This is a genomic window from Bacillus sp. CGMCC 1.16607, from assembly GCF_042683745.1.
Lineage (GTDB): Bacteria > Bacillota > Bacilli > Bacillales > Cytobacillaceae > Pseudoneobacillus.
Window position 1 is genome coordinate 181,016 of the sequence record NZ_JBHUJX010000018.1, and the last position, 16,260, is coordinate 197,275.

Sequence of the window (16,260 nt, forward strand, 5' to 3'; positions counted from 1 at the left end):
ATTTGAAGAGAAATCAAAAAACCTCTTCTAAAAGAAGAGGTTAACTATCATCTCTTCTTATCTACCAGAGTGTTCCCCCTGCTGGATTTAGCACCGTGTAATCTAACCGGTTGCCGGGTTTCATAGGGCCAGTCCCTCCACCTCTCTTGATAAGAAATATTAAGTTTTAATGGTAAATTTTATATTTAGCGCTAAATTTAAATGAATCTTATCACACGGTTTTTACAAACGTCAAGTTATTTTTTAGAAATTTCTGATAGAAAAGCGGAAGTGCCCGTTTAGCGACGTATGGACTGGTCTGCTCCGCAGTCTAGCTGCGGCTCCTAGCCCCTCGAGGTCATAAGCCACTCCTGACAAGAAGGTAAAAGGCAATCTTCTTGTCAGGACCGTCTTATGCTTGTCGGGGCTGGTCAGTCGCCTCGCTTTTTGATGCATGAGATAAAGGAAACACGAAGAGCGATAGCGATTCGATGTTGACTTATCGTAAGGAGGAGAGGGACAGTACACTAGGCGCTGGGCACTGGAGCTAGACAATTTTCATAGTCCCAAAAACATTCTGACTCTGAAACGAATTGTAAACTCGCCAATTGAAATATAGCCTCAAGTAGTAGGGTATTTCGAAAGGAAGCTTGAATAGAAATTTGTCTTTGATTGACCATTTTTCTAAGGTGATATTGTCCAGTTATCAATTTTTCAAAATTATCGCTTGTTCCATGGATCTTTACATTTGGAACCTTTTCCACCGTGTTTTTGCCTAATTCAACCTCTCCATTTGAAAATGATACATATACAGTTTTATGTCCGATATCGAAACAAACTAACATATCACTAGAATGAGTTAATATAAGTACAGATGGATTTTTCTGTAAAGAATACACCCAGCTTTGAATATATTTCTTCATGGCAATCACCTCTTTAGTCATCACCATTACTATTCAGCTTTCTTGGGACAAATCCTTTAATTTTCCTTCGACAAATACCCTCATGCACTTCGACAAAATAATTAATTTCCCGAGAAATATGTAAAAACTAACTAGCTGTTTTCAGCTTTTTTTCGTCAATGATTCTTTTGAAAACAAGATAATAATACACTGAACCAATTAAATATAAGGATGCCGTAATCGTAAAGACTGTAGCGTAGCCCCAGTAAGTGCCGTATTTAATTACGATTCCTGTTGAAACAGGTCCCATTAAAGCCCAACCAAGATTGAATACCATCTGGTTTACCGAATTGGCCAACCCCTTCATCGAATCGTCTACTTTAGACATCATTAATGATGTCTGTATTGGGTTTCCCGCATTCATTAATGCTTGCCTAAATAAAAAACCAACCGCTGCAAGCCATAGATTTTCCGTATAAGCCGTTAATAATAGAAATGGCAATGACAGTAATTGCAAGACAACAACAGCCCTGACCTCCCCTAATTTCTTCACAACAAGAGGACCGATAATCATAGCAATAGCCGTCGCCGCTTGACCGAGTGAAATAATAAAACCAATTGTTGTATTAGAGGCTGCAAATCGGTCTGAAAAATACAAATTTAAATATGGGATCACTAGCCCAGCCCCAACACCGATAATTAGTGAAGGGATCGCAAATAAAATGACTAACTTGTAGTTGTTTTTTTGGGCTAAACGTTTTTCTTTAACTGGACGATTTTGTTCTTTTTTGGGTAATTCTTTAAATTTTAAAATAGGAAAAATTCCAATTAAAAAAATGACAGACCCAATAAGTAATGTATAACGAATACTTTCTACTTCGGTAAAGAAAAGAGAGAAAAGGTCCGTCAAGGTTCCACCTAATACATTTCCAATCACATTTGCTCCAGTCATGGCCGCAAATTGAATACTGAAAAGATGAACCCTTTGCTCTTGGGTTGAATTTTCAGCCAACCACGGGACACCAGAAACTTGCAGAAAAGCCATTGTCGTTCCAGTTAAGAAGGCAAACAAAATCAATAAGCTTTGTATATCAGTTATACTTCTGCATATCAGTAGAATTCCAGTGAAGACCGCTCCAATTAGCATGACTTTTTTTCGCCCTAAGCGGTCACTTAAAAAACCAGCTGGTATTAAAATGATTGCGGTGGCTAATGAATTCATTGAAATGATTTGACCGTTCACTTGCTCGGTATATCCAAGCTCTCTTATATAAAAATTATATATAACCATAAAGATTCCCATACCAATTTGGATGAAGAGGCTACTTAATAACGCCAATCGAATATTCCGATTATAGCTGCGAATTTGGTTTGCCCATTCTTGATAAAACGCCATTTCTTTTCCTCCTAATGTTTCGCTCCCCTAAATATCATAATTCTTTCATGCTGTCCTTGTAAACAAAAGAAGCCTGACTATTAGAATTTTTTGAAAAAAATTAAAAAGATGCATTAAGCATCTTTTAGTTTTTCATATAAATATGGAACAGAATGGAACGCATAGATTTTCTCGAGTAGTTGACCCTCCTTTATGCTTACTAAGCAAGGCACACTTTCAATTGATAGAATATCAGCGATATCTGCGGCATAATTGAGGTTCGCTTTCGCGATGTGTAAATTTGGAAGTAATTCACAGGTGACAGTTAGTATTTTCGAGGCCATTTGGCATGTTCCGCATAGTGGTGTATAAAGGTAAATCAATCCTGTTTTATTTTCCTTCAAAAAAAGCTTTATATCTTCTTGGCTAAATTCATTCAATACGATTCATCCTTTTTCTAAATGTTCCGAATGCACATCGATATTAGCAGCCATTAATACGCTCGCTAAATGATTACTAGGAGCCGTTGCCACTTCACGATAAGAGCGATCAATATAAAGATGACCAGCTTCAGGAAATTCACGTTTAAACTGCTTTCGAAGCTTTTCTCCTGCCGCATCAGCATCCACTAATATATATACTTCTTTTTCTAGAAGAGAGTCAATGAGTTCATCCATTTTCGATAGGCTCATCGTACCATTTGTACAAATTATCTCAACAGGCTCTTTCACAATATTTTCAACCTTTTTCTTATCTGAGGTGCCCTCTACAATAATAACTTTATCTAGCATTATGATCACCTATAATAGTTGATATTGATTACTTTAAAGTATTCCTAATGTGACCGAATGGTGTGACAGTAAGAGTCTATCTTCGCATATTGATTCTTCAGCAACATCTTTATCATTTTATATTTATAGTGCCCCGTTTTACAAAGAATGTATTGAAAAATAATGAAAGCAAGCACCTCGTGATCCGAGGTGCTTGTGTCTTTGTCCAGCTACAGCGGCTAGCCCCGACGTACAGGATGTACGAGTGTCGACAATGCGACAGGACGTCGCGTTTTTGTCGTCCTCGAGGTTCCTTGTAGGGGCTGAACAAGCCGCTTCCGCTTTTCTATTTAATCTTCTTTTACCATTTCCTCATACTGTTCTGCAGACATTAAGCTATCTATTTCCCCAGCATCAGTTGGTTCAATCACGATCATCCAAGCTTTCTCATATGGAGATTCGTTTACGAATTCTGGGCTGTCGTTTAAATCTTCGTTAATAGCGACTACTTTTCCGCTAATTGGTGCATATAGCTCAGAAACAGTTTTAACCGATTCTACACTACCAAATGGCTCATTAGCAGTTACAGCATCGCCTACTTCTGGTAGTTCAACGAATACGATATCACCTAATTCAGATTGAGCAAAATCAGTAATTCCTATGCGTACTTGTTCTCCTTCAACTTTAACCCATTCATGTTCTTCAGAATAACGTAATTCCTTTGGTGTATTCATCCCTAATCCCTCCATTATTAATTATCAGCACTCAGCTTGAATCCATTCTGAATGCATTATCTATCATATTAAATGATGATATCCTAAATTAATTTATTAGCATACTTAAAGAATTTGCCCTAATTGCCTATCTATAACCATACTTTGGCAAAATCTTTTTCATTAAAACCTATAGTCACTTTATTTCCATCACTGATTAATGGACGTTTAATGAGCATGCCATCACTTGCCAATAGCTCAAACATCTCTTGTTCTGTGGCTGTTTTAAGCTTGTCTTTTAAACCTAACTCGCGGTATTTTATGCCACTTGTATTAAAAAATTTCTTCAAGTCTATCCCGCTTTTAAGATAGATTTCTTTTATCTCTTTCACTGAAGGCGGCGATTCTGCAATATGTATTTCCTGATAGGAAAGATTGTGTTGATCTAACCATTTTTTCGCACTTCGACAGGTTCCGCACTTTGGATAACAATAAAAGGTTAAATTCACCTTTTTCACCACCTAATCGACATTGTCTCAATTGAATAGTAGCATATTTTGACGAATTTTCCTAATAAGATCATCCATCTAAATCATTCGACTTTTTTTCAAAAAATCCTTCCTTCATGCAAAAAATCAAGCCCCCTTAAAAAAGGGAGCTTTCCAAAATTAAACGATAAATTTCTCTGCTTCGATTAATTTTTCTGCAGCTTCACGTTTCTTTGCAATCACATTAATTGGTGTATGGCGAGTAAATTTACGTAAAGCAGAAACTAGCATTCTTAAAGTGTCCCCTTGCTCTGTAGCGACAAGTGTTTCTTTTGCATGCTGTTCTATTTCATTGAATGCTTCTTGACAGAAGATTTGTGTGTAAAGAAGCTTTTGCTTGCTCTTCTCAAGTCCGAATTTCTCGATCGCTTTTTCTGTACGTAATACAGCTGATTCCATTGCATAGGCGTTCGAAATAATATCAGCAATATTAACTAAGATTTCTTGCTCTTTTTCAAGTTCTTTTCCAAATTTTTGAGCAGCAAGACCCGCAGCCAATAAGCCAATTTTCTTCGCATTTTTTACTAAATATTTTTCTTGTGCTAATGGTTCATCACCAGGCTCTTCTGGCATCATCATCATTAACTCTTCTTGTAATTGTAAAGCTTTTTGGAATAGTGGTAATTCACCTTTCATCGCTTTACGTACAAAAGTACCAGGTACTAGTAGACGGTTAATTTCATTCGTACCTTCAAAAATACGGTTAATACGTGAATCACGGTACACTCTTTCAATTTCGTATTCCGCCATAAAGCCATAGCCACCATGAATCTGAACGCCCTCATCGGCAATATAATCTAAAGTTTCTGTAGCAAATACCTTGTTCAATGAACATTCAATCGCATACTCAGCAATGGATTTCGCTACTTCTTTTCCATCTTTTACTTCTTCCTCAGACAATTTACTCATACGATCTTCAAATAATCCAACTGTACGGTAAACGGAGCTTTCAGCTGCATAAAGTTTTGAGGCCATAGTCGATAATTTTTCTTTCGTTAAATTGAATTGAGAGATTGGCGTTTTGAATTGTTGGCGCCCGTTTGCATATTGTACAGTAATTTCAAAAGCACGTTTAGAAGCACCTACCGCACCAACTCCAAGCTTATAACGACCGATATTTAAAATATTGAAGGCAATAATATGACCTTTTCCTGCTTCTCCAAGTAGATTTCCAACTGGAACTTCGGCATCTTGTAAGATTAATGTACGAGTGGATGAGCTTTTAATACCCATTTTCTTTTCTTCTGCACCAGTTGAAACCCCATTGTATTCTCTTTCAACGATGAAAGCAGAGAAATGCTCGCCATCAATTTTTGCATAAACAACAAATACATCAGCAAATCCAGCATTGGTAATCCATTGTTTTTCACCGTTTAGGATATAATGGGTACCTGCTGCATTTAGTTTTGCAGTCGTACGAGCACCTAAAGCATCTGATCCTGAGCCTGGCTCTGTCAAAGCATATGCTGCTAATTTTTCACCAGTAGCCAAGGCTGGAAGGTATTTTTGCTTCTGCTCTTCATTACCGAATAATACAATCGGCAATGAACCGATTCCAACGTGCGCGCCGTGGGAAATAGAAAATCCTCCTGCACGAGACATTTTTTCAGCAATAAGCGCTGAGCTAACTTTGTCTAGGCTTAATCCACCATACTCTTCTGGAACATCAGCACCAAGAAGGCCTAATTCACCTGCTTGTTTTAATAGTTTCACAGAACGGTCGAATTCATGGTTTTCTAAATGCTCAACCTCTGGTAATACTTCATTCGTTACATAGTCCTCGGTAGTTTTGGCTATCATTAATTGCTCGTCTGTATAATCTTCTGGTGTAAAAACTTGCTCTTTCGTTACATCTTCGATTAAAAAGCTTCCACCTTTTATTAAATGATCTGTTTGATTAGTCATTATGATTCCTCCTTAAATTTACAATAGTTCAAATACTCCTGCAGCGCCCATACCGCCGCCAATACACATCGTGACAAGGCCAAATTGCTCATTTCTACGTTTCATTTCATGAATAAGTGTTAAGGTCAGTTTTGCCCCTGTACAGCCAAGTGGATGACCTAAAGCAATTCCACCGCCATTTACATTCACTTTTTCTTCATCGATTCCAAGTTCTCGAATCACTTGAATGGCTTGAGAAGCAAATGCTTCATTCAATTCGATAAGGCCAATGTCTGAAAGTTCTAAGCCAGCAAGCTTTAGTGCTTTCGGAATGGCTACAACTGGACCGATCCCCATAATTTCAGGTGGAACTCCACCAACTGCAAATGAGCGGAATTTCGCCATTGGTTTTAACCCTAGAGACTCAGCTTTTTCACGATCCATTACCATAACTGCCGCTGCACCATCACTTGTTTGTGAAGCATTTCCAGCTGTTACACTACCTGTAACCGAAAAGGCTGGTCTCAGCTTACCTAAAGTAGCTAAGTTCGTATCTACACGGACCCCTTCATCTTGAGAAAATAACACCTTTTTCTCAACTAGCTTATGATTATGATCGACGAATCGCTGAATGACTTCTACAGGTACGATCTCATCAACAAATTTACCCTCAGCAATAGCTCTGGCTGCATTTTGATGGCTTCTAACAGCAAACGCATCCTGGTCCTCACGGGAAATACCATATTTTTTAGCGACTGCTTCTGCTGTATGCCCCATTCCCATATAATATTCAGGTGCATTTTCAGCTAATTTTACATTTAGGCGTGGTGTATGCCCTACCATTGGGACCAAACTCATTGACTCTGCGCCCCCTGCAAGGACCGTGTCCGAGTGACCTAACATGATTCTTTCTGCTCCATAAGCGATTGATTGAAGACCTGAAGAACAATAACGGTTAATCGTGATGGCTGGAACACTATTAGGTAATCCTGCTAATGCACCAATATTACGTGCCATATTTAAGCCTTGTTCTGCTTCAGGCATCGCACAGCCAATAATTAAATCATCTATATTTCCTTCATAATTCCCCGCTCTTCTAAGTGTTTCTTGAACGACTAAAGCTCCTAAATCGTCTGGTCTCGTATTTGCTAGAGTCCCCTTTTTCGCTTTTCCGACCGGCGTTCGGGCTCCAGCAACAATGACTGCTTCTCTCACAAGAATCCTCTCCTTCCTTACCTCTCTACAATTCTATTAACTTTCAAAATTAGTTACGTAACGGTTTTCCTTTTAAAAGCATATGTTGCATTCTGGCTTGCGTTTTTGGTTCCGCAAGTAGACTTAAAAAGGCTTCTTTTTCAAGGTCGAGCAGGTACTGTTCGTCAACTTCTGTACCGAACGGAACTTTACCGCCAGCAATGACATAGGCTAATTTTTTCGCAATCTTTAAGTCATGCTCGGAAATATAACCCGATAAGTACATGGTTTCTGCACCTAGTAAAAGTGTCGCATAGCCTGTTTCGCCGACAACTGGCACCTTTTTGCGAACAGGTGGTTTGTAGCCTTTATCATGAAGGGCTAAAACTGCCTGCTTAGCGTCATAGAGAAGGTGGTCTCCGTTCACACTAATTCCAGCTTTGCTATTTAAGAAATTATTTTCACGTGCCTCAGCAGCAGATGTTGACACCTTCGCCATGGCAATCGTTTCAAATACTTTATTAGCCACCTTTTGGAGATCAAACTCAACCCCTTTAGGCATGTTTTCTAAATGTTTAATATAAAGCTCTTTGTTTCCGCCACCGCCAGGAATTAATCCAACACCGACTTCAACAAGTCCCATATATGTTTCTTGTGAAGCTTGGATCGCAGCACATGGTAAGCTAACTTCTGTTCCACCACCAAGTGTCATTCCAAAAGTTGCTGCCACTACTGGCTTTTGGCTATATTTAATTTTCATCATCGATTGTTGGAATTGACGTACAACCATGTCAAGTTCAAAGAAATTGTCGTCTTGTGCTTCCATTAAAATCATCGCAATGTTTGCGCCAACACAGAAGTTCTTCCCTTGGTTTCCGATGACAAGTCCTTTATAATTTTTTTCCACTTCATCTATCGCAAAGTTAATCATTTGAAGAATATCAAGACCAATTGCATTGTTTGGGGAAGTGAATTCTAACAAGGCTACACCATCTCCAAGATCAATTAAGCTTGCTCCACTATTCTTTTTAATCACACCATTTGCTTTTTTAAGATTCTTTAGATTGATTATTTTCGGGTTTTGTACGATTTCTTTATACTCGCCATTTTGGTAGAAGCTGAGCTTTCCTTCTTCTTCTTTATAAAAAGTTTCATGGCCACTCTCAAGCATTTCCTTTACCCAGTTAGGAACTTGTACGCCAGAGGCTTCCATCTTGCTAACTGATTTCTTCAAACCGATGGCATCCCATGTTTCAAATGGACCCATTTCCCAGCCAAAGCCCCATTTCATTGCACGATCAATCGCTACAACATCATCTGCAATACTTCCTAATAATTCAGCCGAATACGTTAACACAGGGCTTAAGATGTTCCATAATAACTGTCCTGCACGATCATCTGCATATACAAGCGCTTTCATTTTGTTAGCAAGTCCTTTTTCTTGCTTGCTAAGTTCGACTGCAGCTGATTTCAATTTTTTTCGTGGTCCATATTCTAATGTATTTGGATCTAGCTCGAGTATGTCTTTTCCTTGTTTGAGGAAGAATCCTTGGCCCGATTTACTGCCTAACCAGCCTTTTTCAAGCATATGTTTCATGAATGCTGGAACTTCAAAGACTTCTTTCTCTGCACCTTCCACTTGTTCGTATACGTTTTTGGCTACATGCGCAAACGTATCTAATCCAACGACATCCAATGTACGGAAAGTAGCGCTTTTCGGACGACCAATTAATGGACCTGTAACAGAATCCACTTCACCAACACTGTAGCCGCCTTTTAACATTTCTTGAACCGTGACTAGTAATCCGTAAGTACCAATTCGGTTGGCAATAAAGTTAGGTGTGTCCTTTGCTTCTACGACACCTTTACCTAAAACATCCTCACCAAACTCCTTCATAAAGGAAAGAACTTCACTTGATGTATGTTTCGTAGGAATAACTTCAAGTAATTTTAAGTATCTTGGTGGATTAAAAAAATGGGTTCCCAGGAAATGTTTTTGGAAGTCTTCTGAACGTCCCTCCACCATTGCTTCCACACTAATTCCAGAAGTATTCGAGCTGACAATACTTCCTGGTTTACGGAATTGATCAACACGCTCGAAAACTTGTTTTTTCACTGCTAAATTTTCAACTACAACTTCAATAATCCAGTCTACTTCGGATAATCGCTGCATATCATCTTCTAAGTTACCTGCTTCAATTAGAGCTAAATTGCTTTTGGAAGTAAGTGGTGCTGGTTTTTGCTTTAAAAGTTTTTGAACCGAGCTCGTGCTTATTCGATTTCTAACTAATTTGTCTTCTAATGTTAAACCTTTTGCTAATTCTGCATCGGTTAATTCGCGTGGGACGATATCTAATAATAAGGTAGGGATCCCAATGTTCGCTAAGTGAGCAGCAATTCCTGAACCCATTACTCCAGATCCTAAAACAGCAGCTTTTTTAATACTTTGGACCAACTTTATTTCCCCCTTTAATAATCGTTGAATGAACACTCATTCATTTTCCTGTCAAAAAAAATATTCTCGTTCGAATGAGTTTTACTACCTTAACTATAAAATATTTCGAAAATTTGTGCAATCCTAAAACGAAAGATAAAATTATTTTTTTTGCGACAAAAACTTTTGTCTTTGGACATGATAAATCACGAGGTGATATTTATGGCAAAGCGCAAAAAGAACCCATCAAAAGCTGGAGTGAGTGCTGCAAGCGTCCAAGGAGATGCTGGGCCAACAGTAGAACATGATGGCGGCGGAAAAGTAAATAGCCAAAATAATCAATACAAGAAGTAGTTTGTTCGTGTTCGGTGTATAAAATTCATTTTAATAGCCTGATTTAAAGGAGGACCTAATGATGCAGCAGGAAAATATGAATATGCAGAACCAGCAAGGACAAATGCAGCCACCTAATTTCAATATGCAAAATCAGCAAGGAATCATGCAACAACCACCTGGGATCATTTCTACGAAAGATTCTAGTTATATCACGGACATGCTTTCATGGAATCTTTTAGCGATGAAAAAGGCACATTTTTTCGCAGAGCAATGCCAAGATCCTGAACTAAAGGCAATTATGGATAAATGCGGACAAATGCATCAGCGCCACTATCAGAAACTCCTTCACCACTTGAATGTTCATTTACAAAATCAGCCATTAACAGGAATGCAGTAGGAGGGATGATTGTGAATCAAAATCAGCAAAAGTTTCAAAACCCAGAAACACAAGTACAAAAAACACCACAAATGAACGAACGTGATTTTTTAAACGATCTATTATCTACAGAAAAATACTTATCTGATTCATATAGCATTGCCTTAAATGAAGCAAGTCACGAAGGATTGTATCAAGATATCTTGGCTATCTACACCGAGACCCAAAATGCCCAGCGGGATTGTTATAATATGATGTTCAAAAAAGGCTGGTACAAGTTAGAAGCAGCCGACCAACAAAAAATCCAGCAATCTTATCAGCAATTTCAGGGCTATTCAAACCAATTTCCTTATGGGAATTTACCATTGCAGTAAAGAAACCAGTTCAGACTATTTAAAAACAGGTCAAACCCAGTTTGTAGCTGGGTTCGACCTGTTCATTTTGCAGATATCCGCGCATCCTAAGTGTTTATCCGTCTATTCGATCAATATATCCGCCTTTTTCTCAATATATCCGTCCATTTCAAAGATATATCCGCGCTTTTCACAATTTCGTCACATCATGACCAATTACTTATTCGCACGATGCTGTTCGTTTAATTTTTTAATTTCTTCCATGACTTCTTTCATTTCTGCCTTCGCATCTGGGTATAATTCATTCCAATGCTTTGCTAACGCTGGCATAGATTTGGCGATGTGAGAATACAGAGCCCACATTTTTACTTTTTCCTGAACTTCTACGCTAGACTCTCCGACCAATAGTTCACTATACTTACTCATTAACGCTTCGAATTGTTGTACAAAAGCTTTGTTCACTTTGACACCTTCCCTCTTCATCCACTTGAAAGCATGGACAAGTAATACAGCGTTTATTACTTCCTTTTACTTGGTAGGAATAACAGCATGTTTTACGTGGACGAATGTATTTATCTGTTGCTGCATGATATATTTTGTCAGAATCAAATTTAGAAAGAGGGTTATGATTGTATGTACCGAAAACATACCCTGGAGCCTCTTGAATAACATAACGAAAATCAGACTCAATCAAGTGTTTTCTCTCATCATTATCATTTAACACATTTTCGTATAGCCAAAATAAATATACCGCTACATTCTCCCATAGGATAAGCTTTGATATTTTTGTTATCTTTGAAAGCTGATCGACGAGGATAGATATGTGATTGGCAAATATGTTCTCTACATATCGTTCCCGCCATTGTTCCCGATTATCGCTAACAGCTTCAAACGTTAAATCCTTAAAATAAAACTTAGGTAACCAATGTTCGTCATCAAAATGAGAGACTAGAATCAGATTACTTGTTTGAACATTCAATCCTCTGTCATAATGGGACATTGTAAATAAGGCCATCGCAGAAAGAAATGCATATCTTTTTATCATCATCGAGGCTGCCACTTTATCGTTTTGAGCGCCAATACCCAACTTCACTTTTTGCAAATAATGTTCCATTCCACCACTAATTAGACCATCAATATCAACTGTAAGCGGATCATTATTAAGGGTCTCGCTTAAGCGAAACCATAGTAGTGTAGTTATTTCTTTCCTAATATCCCTATCCATTGACAACCGCCGCCTTCTGCAATACACATCTACCTTTACCGTGTGGAATGCACAACGGAGTACCAAATAGTGGGTCAATGGTAACTTGGCAATCCATTCCGAATACGTCTTTAACAAGATGACAATTAATCACATATTCTGGTTTACCTTGTGCATAAATGGTTTGATTTTTGATTGCTACAATATTATGAGCATAACGACAAGCTAAGTTTAAATCATGAAGGACCATCACGATCGTTCTATTTTCATTCTCATTTAATTCAAAAAGTAGATCCAGAATTTCTATTTGATGTGTCATATCTAGGTAAGTGGTTGGTTCATCCAATAAAATAATATCGGTATCTTGTGCTAAAGTCATCGCTATCCATGCCCGTTGACGCTGCCCACCCGAGAGGGAATCTACTGTTCTTTCTTTAAACTCTTCTAAGTTGGTTGCTTTTAAGGCTTCATTTACTTTTTTCTCATCCTCTTCTGTCCATTGCTTTAACCATGTCTGATACGGATATCTTCCTTGCTTTACTAGTTGTAAAACGGTTAAACCTTCAGGAGCAGATGGGGATTGTGGAAGAATGGCCATTTTCTTAGCAATTTCCTTTGTTGATTGCTTTGCTATCGCTTCTCCCTCTAAAATAATTGAGCCTGATTTCGGCTTAAGCAGTCTTGCGATTGACCGAAGCAAAGTCGATTTTCCACATCCATTCCCACCAATAAACACGGTAATCTCACCTTTTGGAATCGTTAAATTTAACTCATTAATGATTAAAGTATCCCCGTATGAAAGTGACAGGTTTTTCGTTTCAATCGCTTGCTTCACAAAAATCGCTCCTTCTCTTCGATATTCTGACGGATTAGATGTCGTATAGTGGACAACTTGAATCCCTATGAATTTCTTGCTCTAAAAAGTAAATAAATAAAGTAAGGTGCTCCAATACTTGCTGTAAATACACCTGCAGGTACTTCTAATGGAGAAAACATCGTTCTACCAATTAAATCAGCCACCATTACTAGTATGCCCCCAATGAGGGCGGATACTGGAAGTAATGCACCGAACGCTGAACCGACTAATCGACGAGCCATATGCGGCGCCATTAAACCGACAAAACCAATTCCACCTGCAAAAGCAACAGAACTGCCAATTAATGCCGTTGCTAGCATCAGCAACCAAAATCTTTGTTTTTGAACATGACTGCCAACACCCGTGGCAATTTCATCACCTAATTCTTGAACATTGACATTACGTGCCATCATCATGACAACGACGAGAAGAATCAATGTCCATGGAACAAGCGTTATGACGTGTTTCCAGTTGGAGCCATAAACCGTCCCCGTTAACCATATATTCGCTTCGCTCGCACGATAAATCGGTCCCATAATCATCATTAAATTTGTTAACGCCTGCATGAGGGCAGAAATTCCTATCCCTATTAATACTAGACGAATCGGTGATACACCATTTTTCCACGCAAGGAAATAGACGAGTAAAGCGACAATCGCTGCTCCAATAAACGCAGCAACAGGCATCCATTGAATGCTCACCGTTAAGGAGTTGCTTTCATCACTAAAAAGGGCAAGAAATCCAACAACTGCTACTGCCGCTCCCCCCGTTATTCCTAGAATATCCGGAGAGGCTAACGGATTTCGAATTAATCCTTGTAAAATTCCACCTGCAACTGCTAATGATATCCCGACCATTAAAGCAATAATGATACGTGGAAGTCGAAAGGTCTGAATGACGAGTCGATGTATATCCGTTCCTCCGCCAAATAATACCTTTAATACATTGATTGGGCTAATTTTCATTTCACCTAATCCGGTACTCAAAATAAAAACTGAAAATGAGACAAGTAATAATGTTAGAAAAACAATAAGTGCCTTTTTATCAATTAAAAAGGAGATTTTTCCTTTTCCTATACGTAACCCTTTATATTGACTCATCGACCATTGAACCCCTTTCTAGCAATGTAAATAAAAAATGGGGTTCCAATGATAGCCGTCATAATTCCGACTGGAACTTCTTCAGGCATCATTACGTATCTTGCGGTAACATCTGCCGCTAATAACAGCATCGCTCCTAGTAGTCCAGAAAATGGAATAACCCAACGATGATCGATTCCGACAACGGATCTTGTAATATGAGGAATGATTATACCAATAAAACCAATTGGTCCAGAAATCGCGACTGCTCCACCTGCTAGTAAAATAATTACGATTCCCATTCCTAATTTAACAAATCCCGTTTTTAAACCTAACCCTTTTGCTACATCATCACCCATAGCTAAAACGTTCATCTTTGTTGCTAGAAACATTGAACCAAGCCAACCAGCTCCCAAATAAGGAAGGACAGATGTTAAACTCTCCAATTTTCTTCCTTGGACAGAACCAGCAAGCCAGAATAAGACTTGTTCAAGCCCAGCTTCATCTAATACGAGTAGTCCTTGTGTAAACGAAGAAAACAAAGCCGACATCGCGGCACCCGCCAATGTTAATTTCATCGGTGTTAAACCTTCACGACCAATTGCACCAATAAAATACACGCTAACTGCTGCTACTGCAGCTCCTAAAAATGCTAACCATGTAAATGCTTGTAAATTAGCCACAGAGAAAATGCTTACTGCGATCACGATTGCAAAGCCAGCACCTGAATTAATTCCGAAAATACCAGGGTCAGCTAACGGATTTTTTGTTAGCGTTTGCATCATCGCCCCTGCAATGGCAATGCTCCCTCCTACCGCAGCAGCGATGAGAGCACGTGGTAAACGAATTGACTGTATAACTAAATGTTCAGTTGATGCATTATAATGTGTAAATGCTTCAACAGCTGTACTCCAGGAAGTATCGGTATATCCATATACAATACTAATGCACATAAAAATAAATAATAAAAAAATGGAAAAAAGGAGTCCCATCCATCTCATTCGTGTATTTTTTAACAACATAATGGCTTAAACCTTTCATACATAACGATATTTGTTTACAATACAAGTCTATTCTAATTGAGAATTCGTGTCAATGAGTATGATAACCATTTTCAATTAAATGTTGACAACTTTCTTTCCACCCATTATGATAAAGATGCAATTGAAAATGATTATCATTAACAGTACATAATTCAGGGGGAACAGAAATGAAGTCAGTAAAATCTTTTTTTGCCTTATTAACTATTATGATGGTCTTTCTTCTTGCTGCTTGCGGTGAGAAAGAAAAAGACTCAGCGGATAAGAAGAATGCTGAAGAACCTAAAACGGAAGAAACAAGCTATACGGTTGAACATGCAATGGGTAAAACAACGATTGATAAAACACCAGAACGAGTTGTTATTCTTACAAATGAAGGAACTGAAGCTTTACTAGCAATGGGAGTAACACCTGTAGGAGCAGTTCAATCCTTTACCGGAGATCCTTGGTATGATCACATTGCCGATCAAATGAAAGATGTGGAAGTTGTTGGTGTGGAATCTGAAGTAAATGTAGAAGCCATCCTAGCATTACAACCAGATTTAATTATTGGAAATAAAATGCGTCAAGAAAAAATTTATGATCAATTAAGTAAGATTGCTCCAACTGTGTTCGCTGAAACATTACGTGGTGATTGGAAAGAAAACTTTAAATTATATGCAAAAGCCCTTAATAAAGAGGAAAAAGGTAATGAAGTATTAGCCAATTATGATGATCATGTAGCACAGTTAAAAGAAAAGCTTGGCGACAAAACAAATATGAAAATCTCAATGGTACGTTTTATGGCTTCTGACGTTCGTATTTACCATAAAGATACATTCTCCGGAGTGATTTTTGAACAATTAGGATTTGCTCGTCCTGAAAGCCAAGATGTCGATGATTTTGCTGAACGAGGAGTAACTAAAGAACGAATTCCAGCGATGGAAGGGGATATCCTTTTCTACTTCACTTATGATGAAGGAGATGGGAAAGCAAATAGTGTTGAAAAAGAATGGATTGAAGATCCATTGTTCCAAAACTTAGAAGTTGCTAAGGCTGGCAATGTCTATAAGGTGGATGACACGATTTGGAACACTTCTGGTGGTGTATTAGCTGCTAATCTGATGCTTGATCAAATGGAAGATATCCTAATTAAATAAATAACATTGAAACCTGCCAACTTGGCAGGTTTTTTTTTTAGAAAATGATCAGTTATAAATAACTCATTCATAAACTTT

The 16,260-nt window shown here is 38.3% G+C and carries 18 protein-coding genes and 1 riboswitch; of the genes, 4 read left to right on the forward strand and 14 right to left on the reverse strand.

Going from position 1 to position 16,260, the window contains the following annotated elements; translation table 11 throughout:
• Nucleotides 1-54 precede the first annotated feature (54 nt).
• A riboswitch (SAM riboswitch) is annotated at nt 55-156 on the reverse strand.
• Between the two features lie 350 nt (nt 157-506).
• The 9 genes from ACFSO7_RS11145 to ACFSO7_RS11185 form a co-directional block, all read right to left on the reverse strand.
• Nucleotides 507-902, reverse strand: coding sequence for an SCP2 sterol-binding domain-containing protein (locus ACFSO7_RS11145; protein WP_377877369.1), 396 nt, complete (start codon nt 900-902; stop codon nt 507-509).
• Between the two features lie 127 nt (nt 903-1,029).
• Nucleotides 1,030-2,277 carry an MFS transporter gene (locus tag ACFSO7_RS11150; protein ID WP_377877370.1) on the reverse strand — a complete coding sequence of 416 codons (1,248 nt, stop codon included), beginning with the start codon at nt 2,275-2,277 and terminating at the stop codon, nt 1,030-1,032.
• Between the two features lie 113 nt (nt 2,278-2,390).
• Complete coding sequence (locus ACFSO7_RS11155) at nt 2,391-2,696, reverse strand: thioredoxin family protein (RefSeq protein ID WP_377877372.1); 306 nt, start codon at nt 2,694-2,696, stop codon at nt 2,391-2,393.
• A gap of 6 nt (nt 2,697-2,702) precedes the next feature.
• Nucleotides 2,703-3,053, reverse strand: coding sequence for a toprim domain-containing protein (locus ACFSO7_RS11160; protein ID WP_377877633.1), 351 nt, complete (start codon nt 3,051-3,053; stop codon nt 2,703-2,705).
• 323 nt (nt 3,054-3,376) lie between these two features.
• Complete coding sequence (gene gcvH, locus ACFSO7_RS11165; RefSeq protein WP_377877373.1) at nt 3,377-3,760, reverse strand: glycine cleavage system protein GcvH; 384 nt, start codon at nt 3,758-3,760, stop codon at nt 3,377-3,379.
• A gap of 131 nt (nt 3,761-3,891) precedes the next feature.
• The gene (locus ACFSO7_RS11170; protein WP_377877374.1) at nt 3,892-4,248 is read right to left on the reverse strand and encodes an arsenate reductase family protein; all 357 of its coding nucleotides are present in this window, start codon (nt 4,246-4,248) and stop codon (nt 3,892-3,894) included.
• Nucleotides 4,249-4,407: 159 nt separating this feature from the next.
• Nucleotides 4,408-6,192 (reverse strand): acyl-CoA dehydrogenase family protein, encoded by a 1,785-nt coding sequence (locus ACFSO7_RS11175; RefSeq protein WP_377877375.1) that lies wholly within the window; start codon nt 6,190-6,192, stop codon nt 4,408-4,410.
• A gap of 18 nt (nt 6,193-6,210) precedes the next feature.
• Nucleotides 6,211-7,386, reverse strand: a complete 1,176-nt coding sequence (locus ACFSO7_RS11180) for an acetyl-CoA C-acetyltransferase (protein ID WP_377877377.1) — start codon at nt 7,384-7,386, stop codon at nt 6,211-6,213.
• Nucleotides 7,387-7,435: 49 nt separating this feature from the next.
• The gene (locus ACFSO7_RS11185; protein ID WP_377877378.1) at nt 7,436-9,820 is read right to left on the reverse strand and encodes a 3-hydroxyacyl-CoA dehydrogenase/enoyl-CoA hydratase family protein; all 2,385 of its coding nucleotides are present in this window, start codon (nt 9,818-9,820) and stop codon (nt 7,436-7,438) included.
• A 201-nt stretch (nt 9,821-10,021) separates the two neighbouring features.
• Between ACFSO7_RS11185 and ACFSO7_RS11190 the strand changes: the two genes are divergently transcribed.
• The 3 genes from ACFSO7_RS11190 (at nt 10,022) to ACFSO7_RS11200 (ending at nt 10,885) form a co-directional block, all read left to right on the forward strand.
• The gene (locus ACFSO7_RS11190) at nt 10,022-10,153 is read left to right on the forward strand and encodes a YuzL family protein (protein WP_377877379.1); all 132 of its coding nucleotides are present in this window, start codon (nt 10,022-10,024) and stop codon (nt 10,151-10,153) included.
• A gap of 103 nt (nt 10,154-10,256) precedes the next feature.
• On the forward strand, nt 10,257-10,532 hold the full coding sequence (locus ACFSO7_RS11195) for a hypothetical protein (protein ID WP_377877634.1): 276 nt from the start codon (nt 10,257-10,259) through the stop codon (nt 10,530-10,532).
• A gap of 71 nt (nt 10,533-10,603) precedes the next feature.
• A complete protein-coding gene (locus ACFSO7_RS11200; protein ID WP_377877635.1) occupies nt 10,604-10,885 on the forward strand; it encodes a spore coat protein in 282 nt (93 codons plus the stop codon).
• Between the two features lie 195 nt (nt 10,886-11,080).
• On the opposite strand, the gene ACFSO7_RS11205 is transcribed toward ACFSO7_RS11200, so the two are convergent.
• The 5 genes from ACFSO7_RS11205 to ACFSO7_RS11225 all read right to left on the reverse strand — a co-directional run bounded on the left by ACFSO7_RS11205 (nt 11,081) and on the right by ACFSO7_RS11225 (nt 15,025).
• Nucleotides 11,081-11,347, reverse strand: a complete 267-nt coding sequence (locus tag ACFSO7_RS11205; protein WP_377877380.1) for a DUF2573 family protein — start codon at nt 11,345-11,347, stop codon at nt 11,081-11,083.
• Nucleotides 11,283-12,089 (reverse strand): IucA/IucC family C-terminal-domain containing protein, encoded by an 807-nt coding sequence (locus tag ACFSO7_RS11210; protein WP_377877381.1) that lies wholly within the window; start codon nt 12,087-12,089, stop codon nt 11,283-11,285. The genes ACFSO7_RS11205 and ACFSO7_RS11210 overlap by 65 nt, the downstream gene beginning before the upstream one ends.
• Nucleotides 12,082-12,903, reverse strand: coding sequence for an ABC transporter ATP-binding protein (locus tag ACFSO7_RS11215; protein ID WP_377877382.1), 822 nt, complete (start codon nt 12,901-12,903; stop codon nt 12,082-12,084). The genes ACFSO7_RS11210 and ACFSO7_RS11215 overlap by 8 nt, the downstream gene beginning before the upstream one ends.
• Nucleotides 12,904-12,968: 65 nt before the next feature.
• Nucleotides 12,969-14,024 (reverse strand): FecCD family ABC transporter permease, encoded by a 1,056-nt coding sequence (locus ACFSO7_RS11220; protein ID WP_377877383.1) that lies wholly within the window; start codon nt 14,022-14,024, stop codon nt 12,969-12,971.
• Nucleotides 14,021-15,025: a FecCD family ABC transporter permease gene (locus ACFSO7_RS11225; RefSeq protein WP_377877384.1), complete on the reverse strand. Its 1,005-nt coding sequence runs from the start codon at nt 15,023-15,025 to the stop codon at nt 14,021-14,023. Before ACFSO7_RS11225 ends, ACFSO7_RS11220 begins: the two co-directional genes overlap by 4 nt.
• Before the next feature lie 188 nt (nt 15,026-15,213).
• Here ACFSO7_RS11225 and ACFSO7_RS11230 point away from each other — a divergent pair, with 188 nt between their 5' ends.
• A complete protein-coding gene (locus ACFSO7_RS11230; protein ID WP_377877385.1) occupies nt 15,214-16,182 on the forward strand; it encodes an ABC transporter substrate-binding protein in 969 nt (322 codons plus the stop codon).
• Nucleotides 16,183-16,260 lie beyond the last annotated feature (78 nt).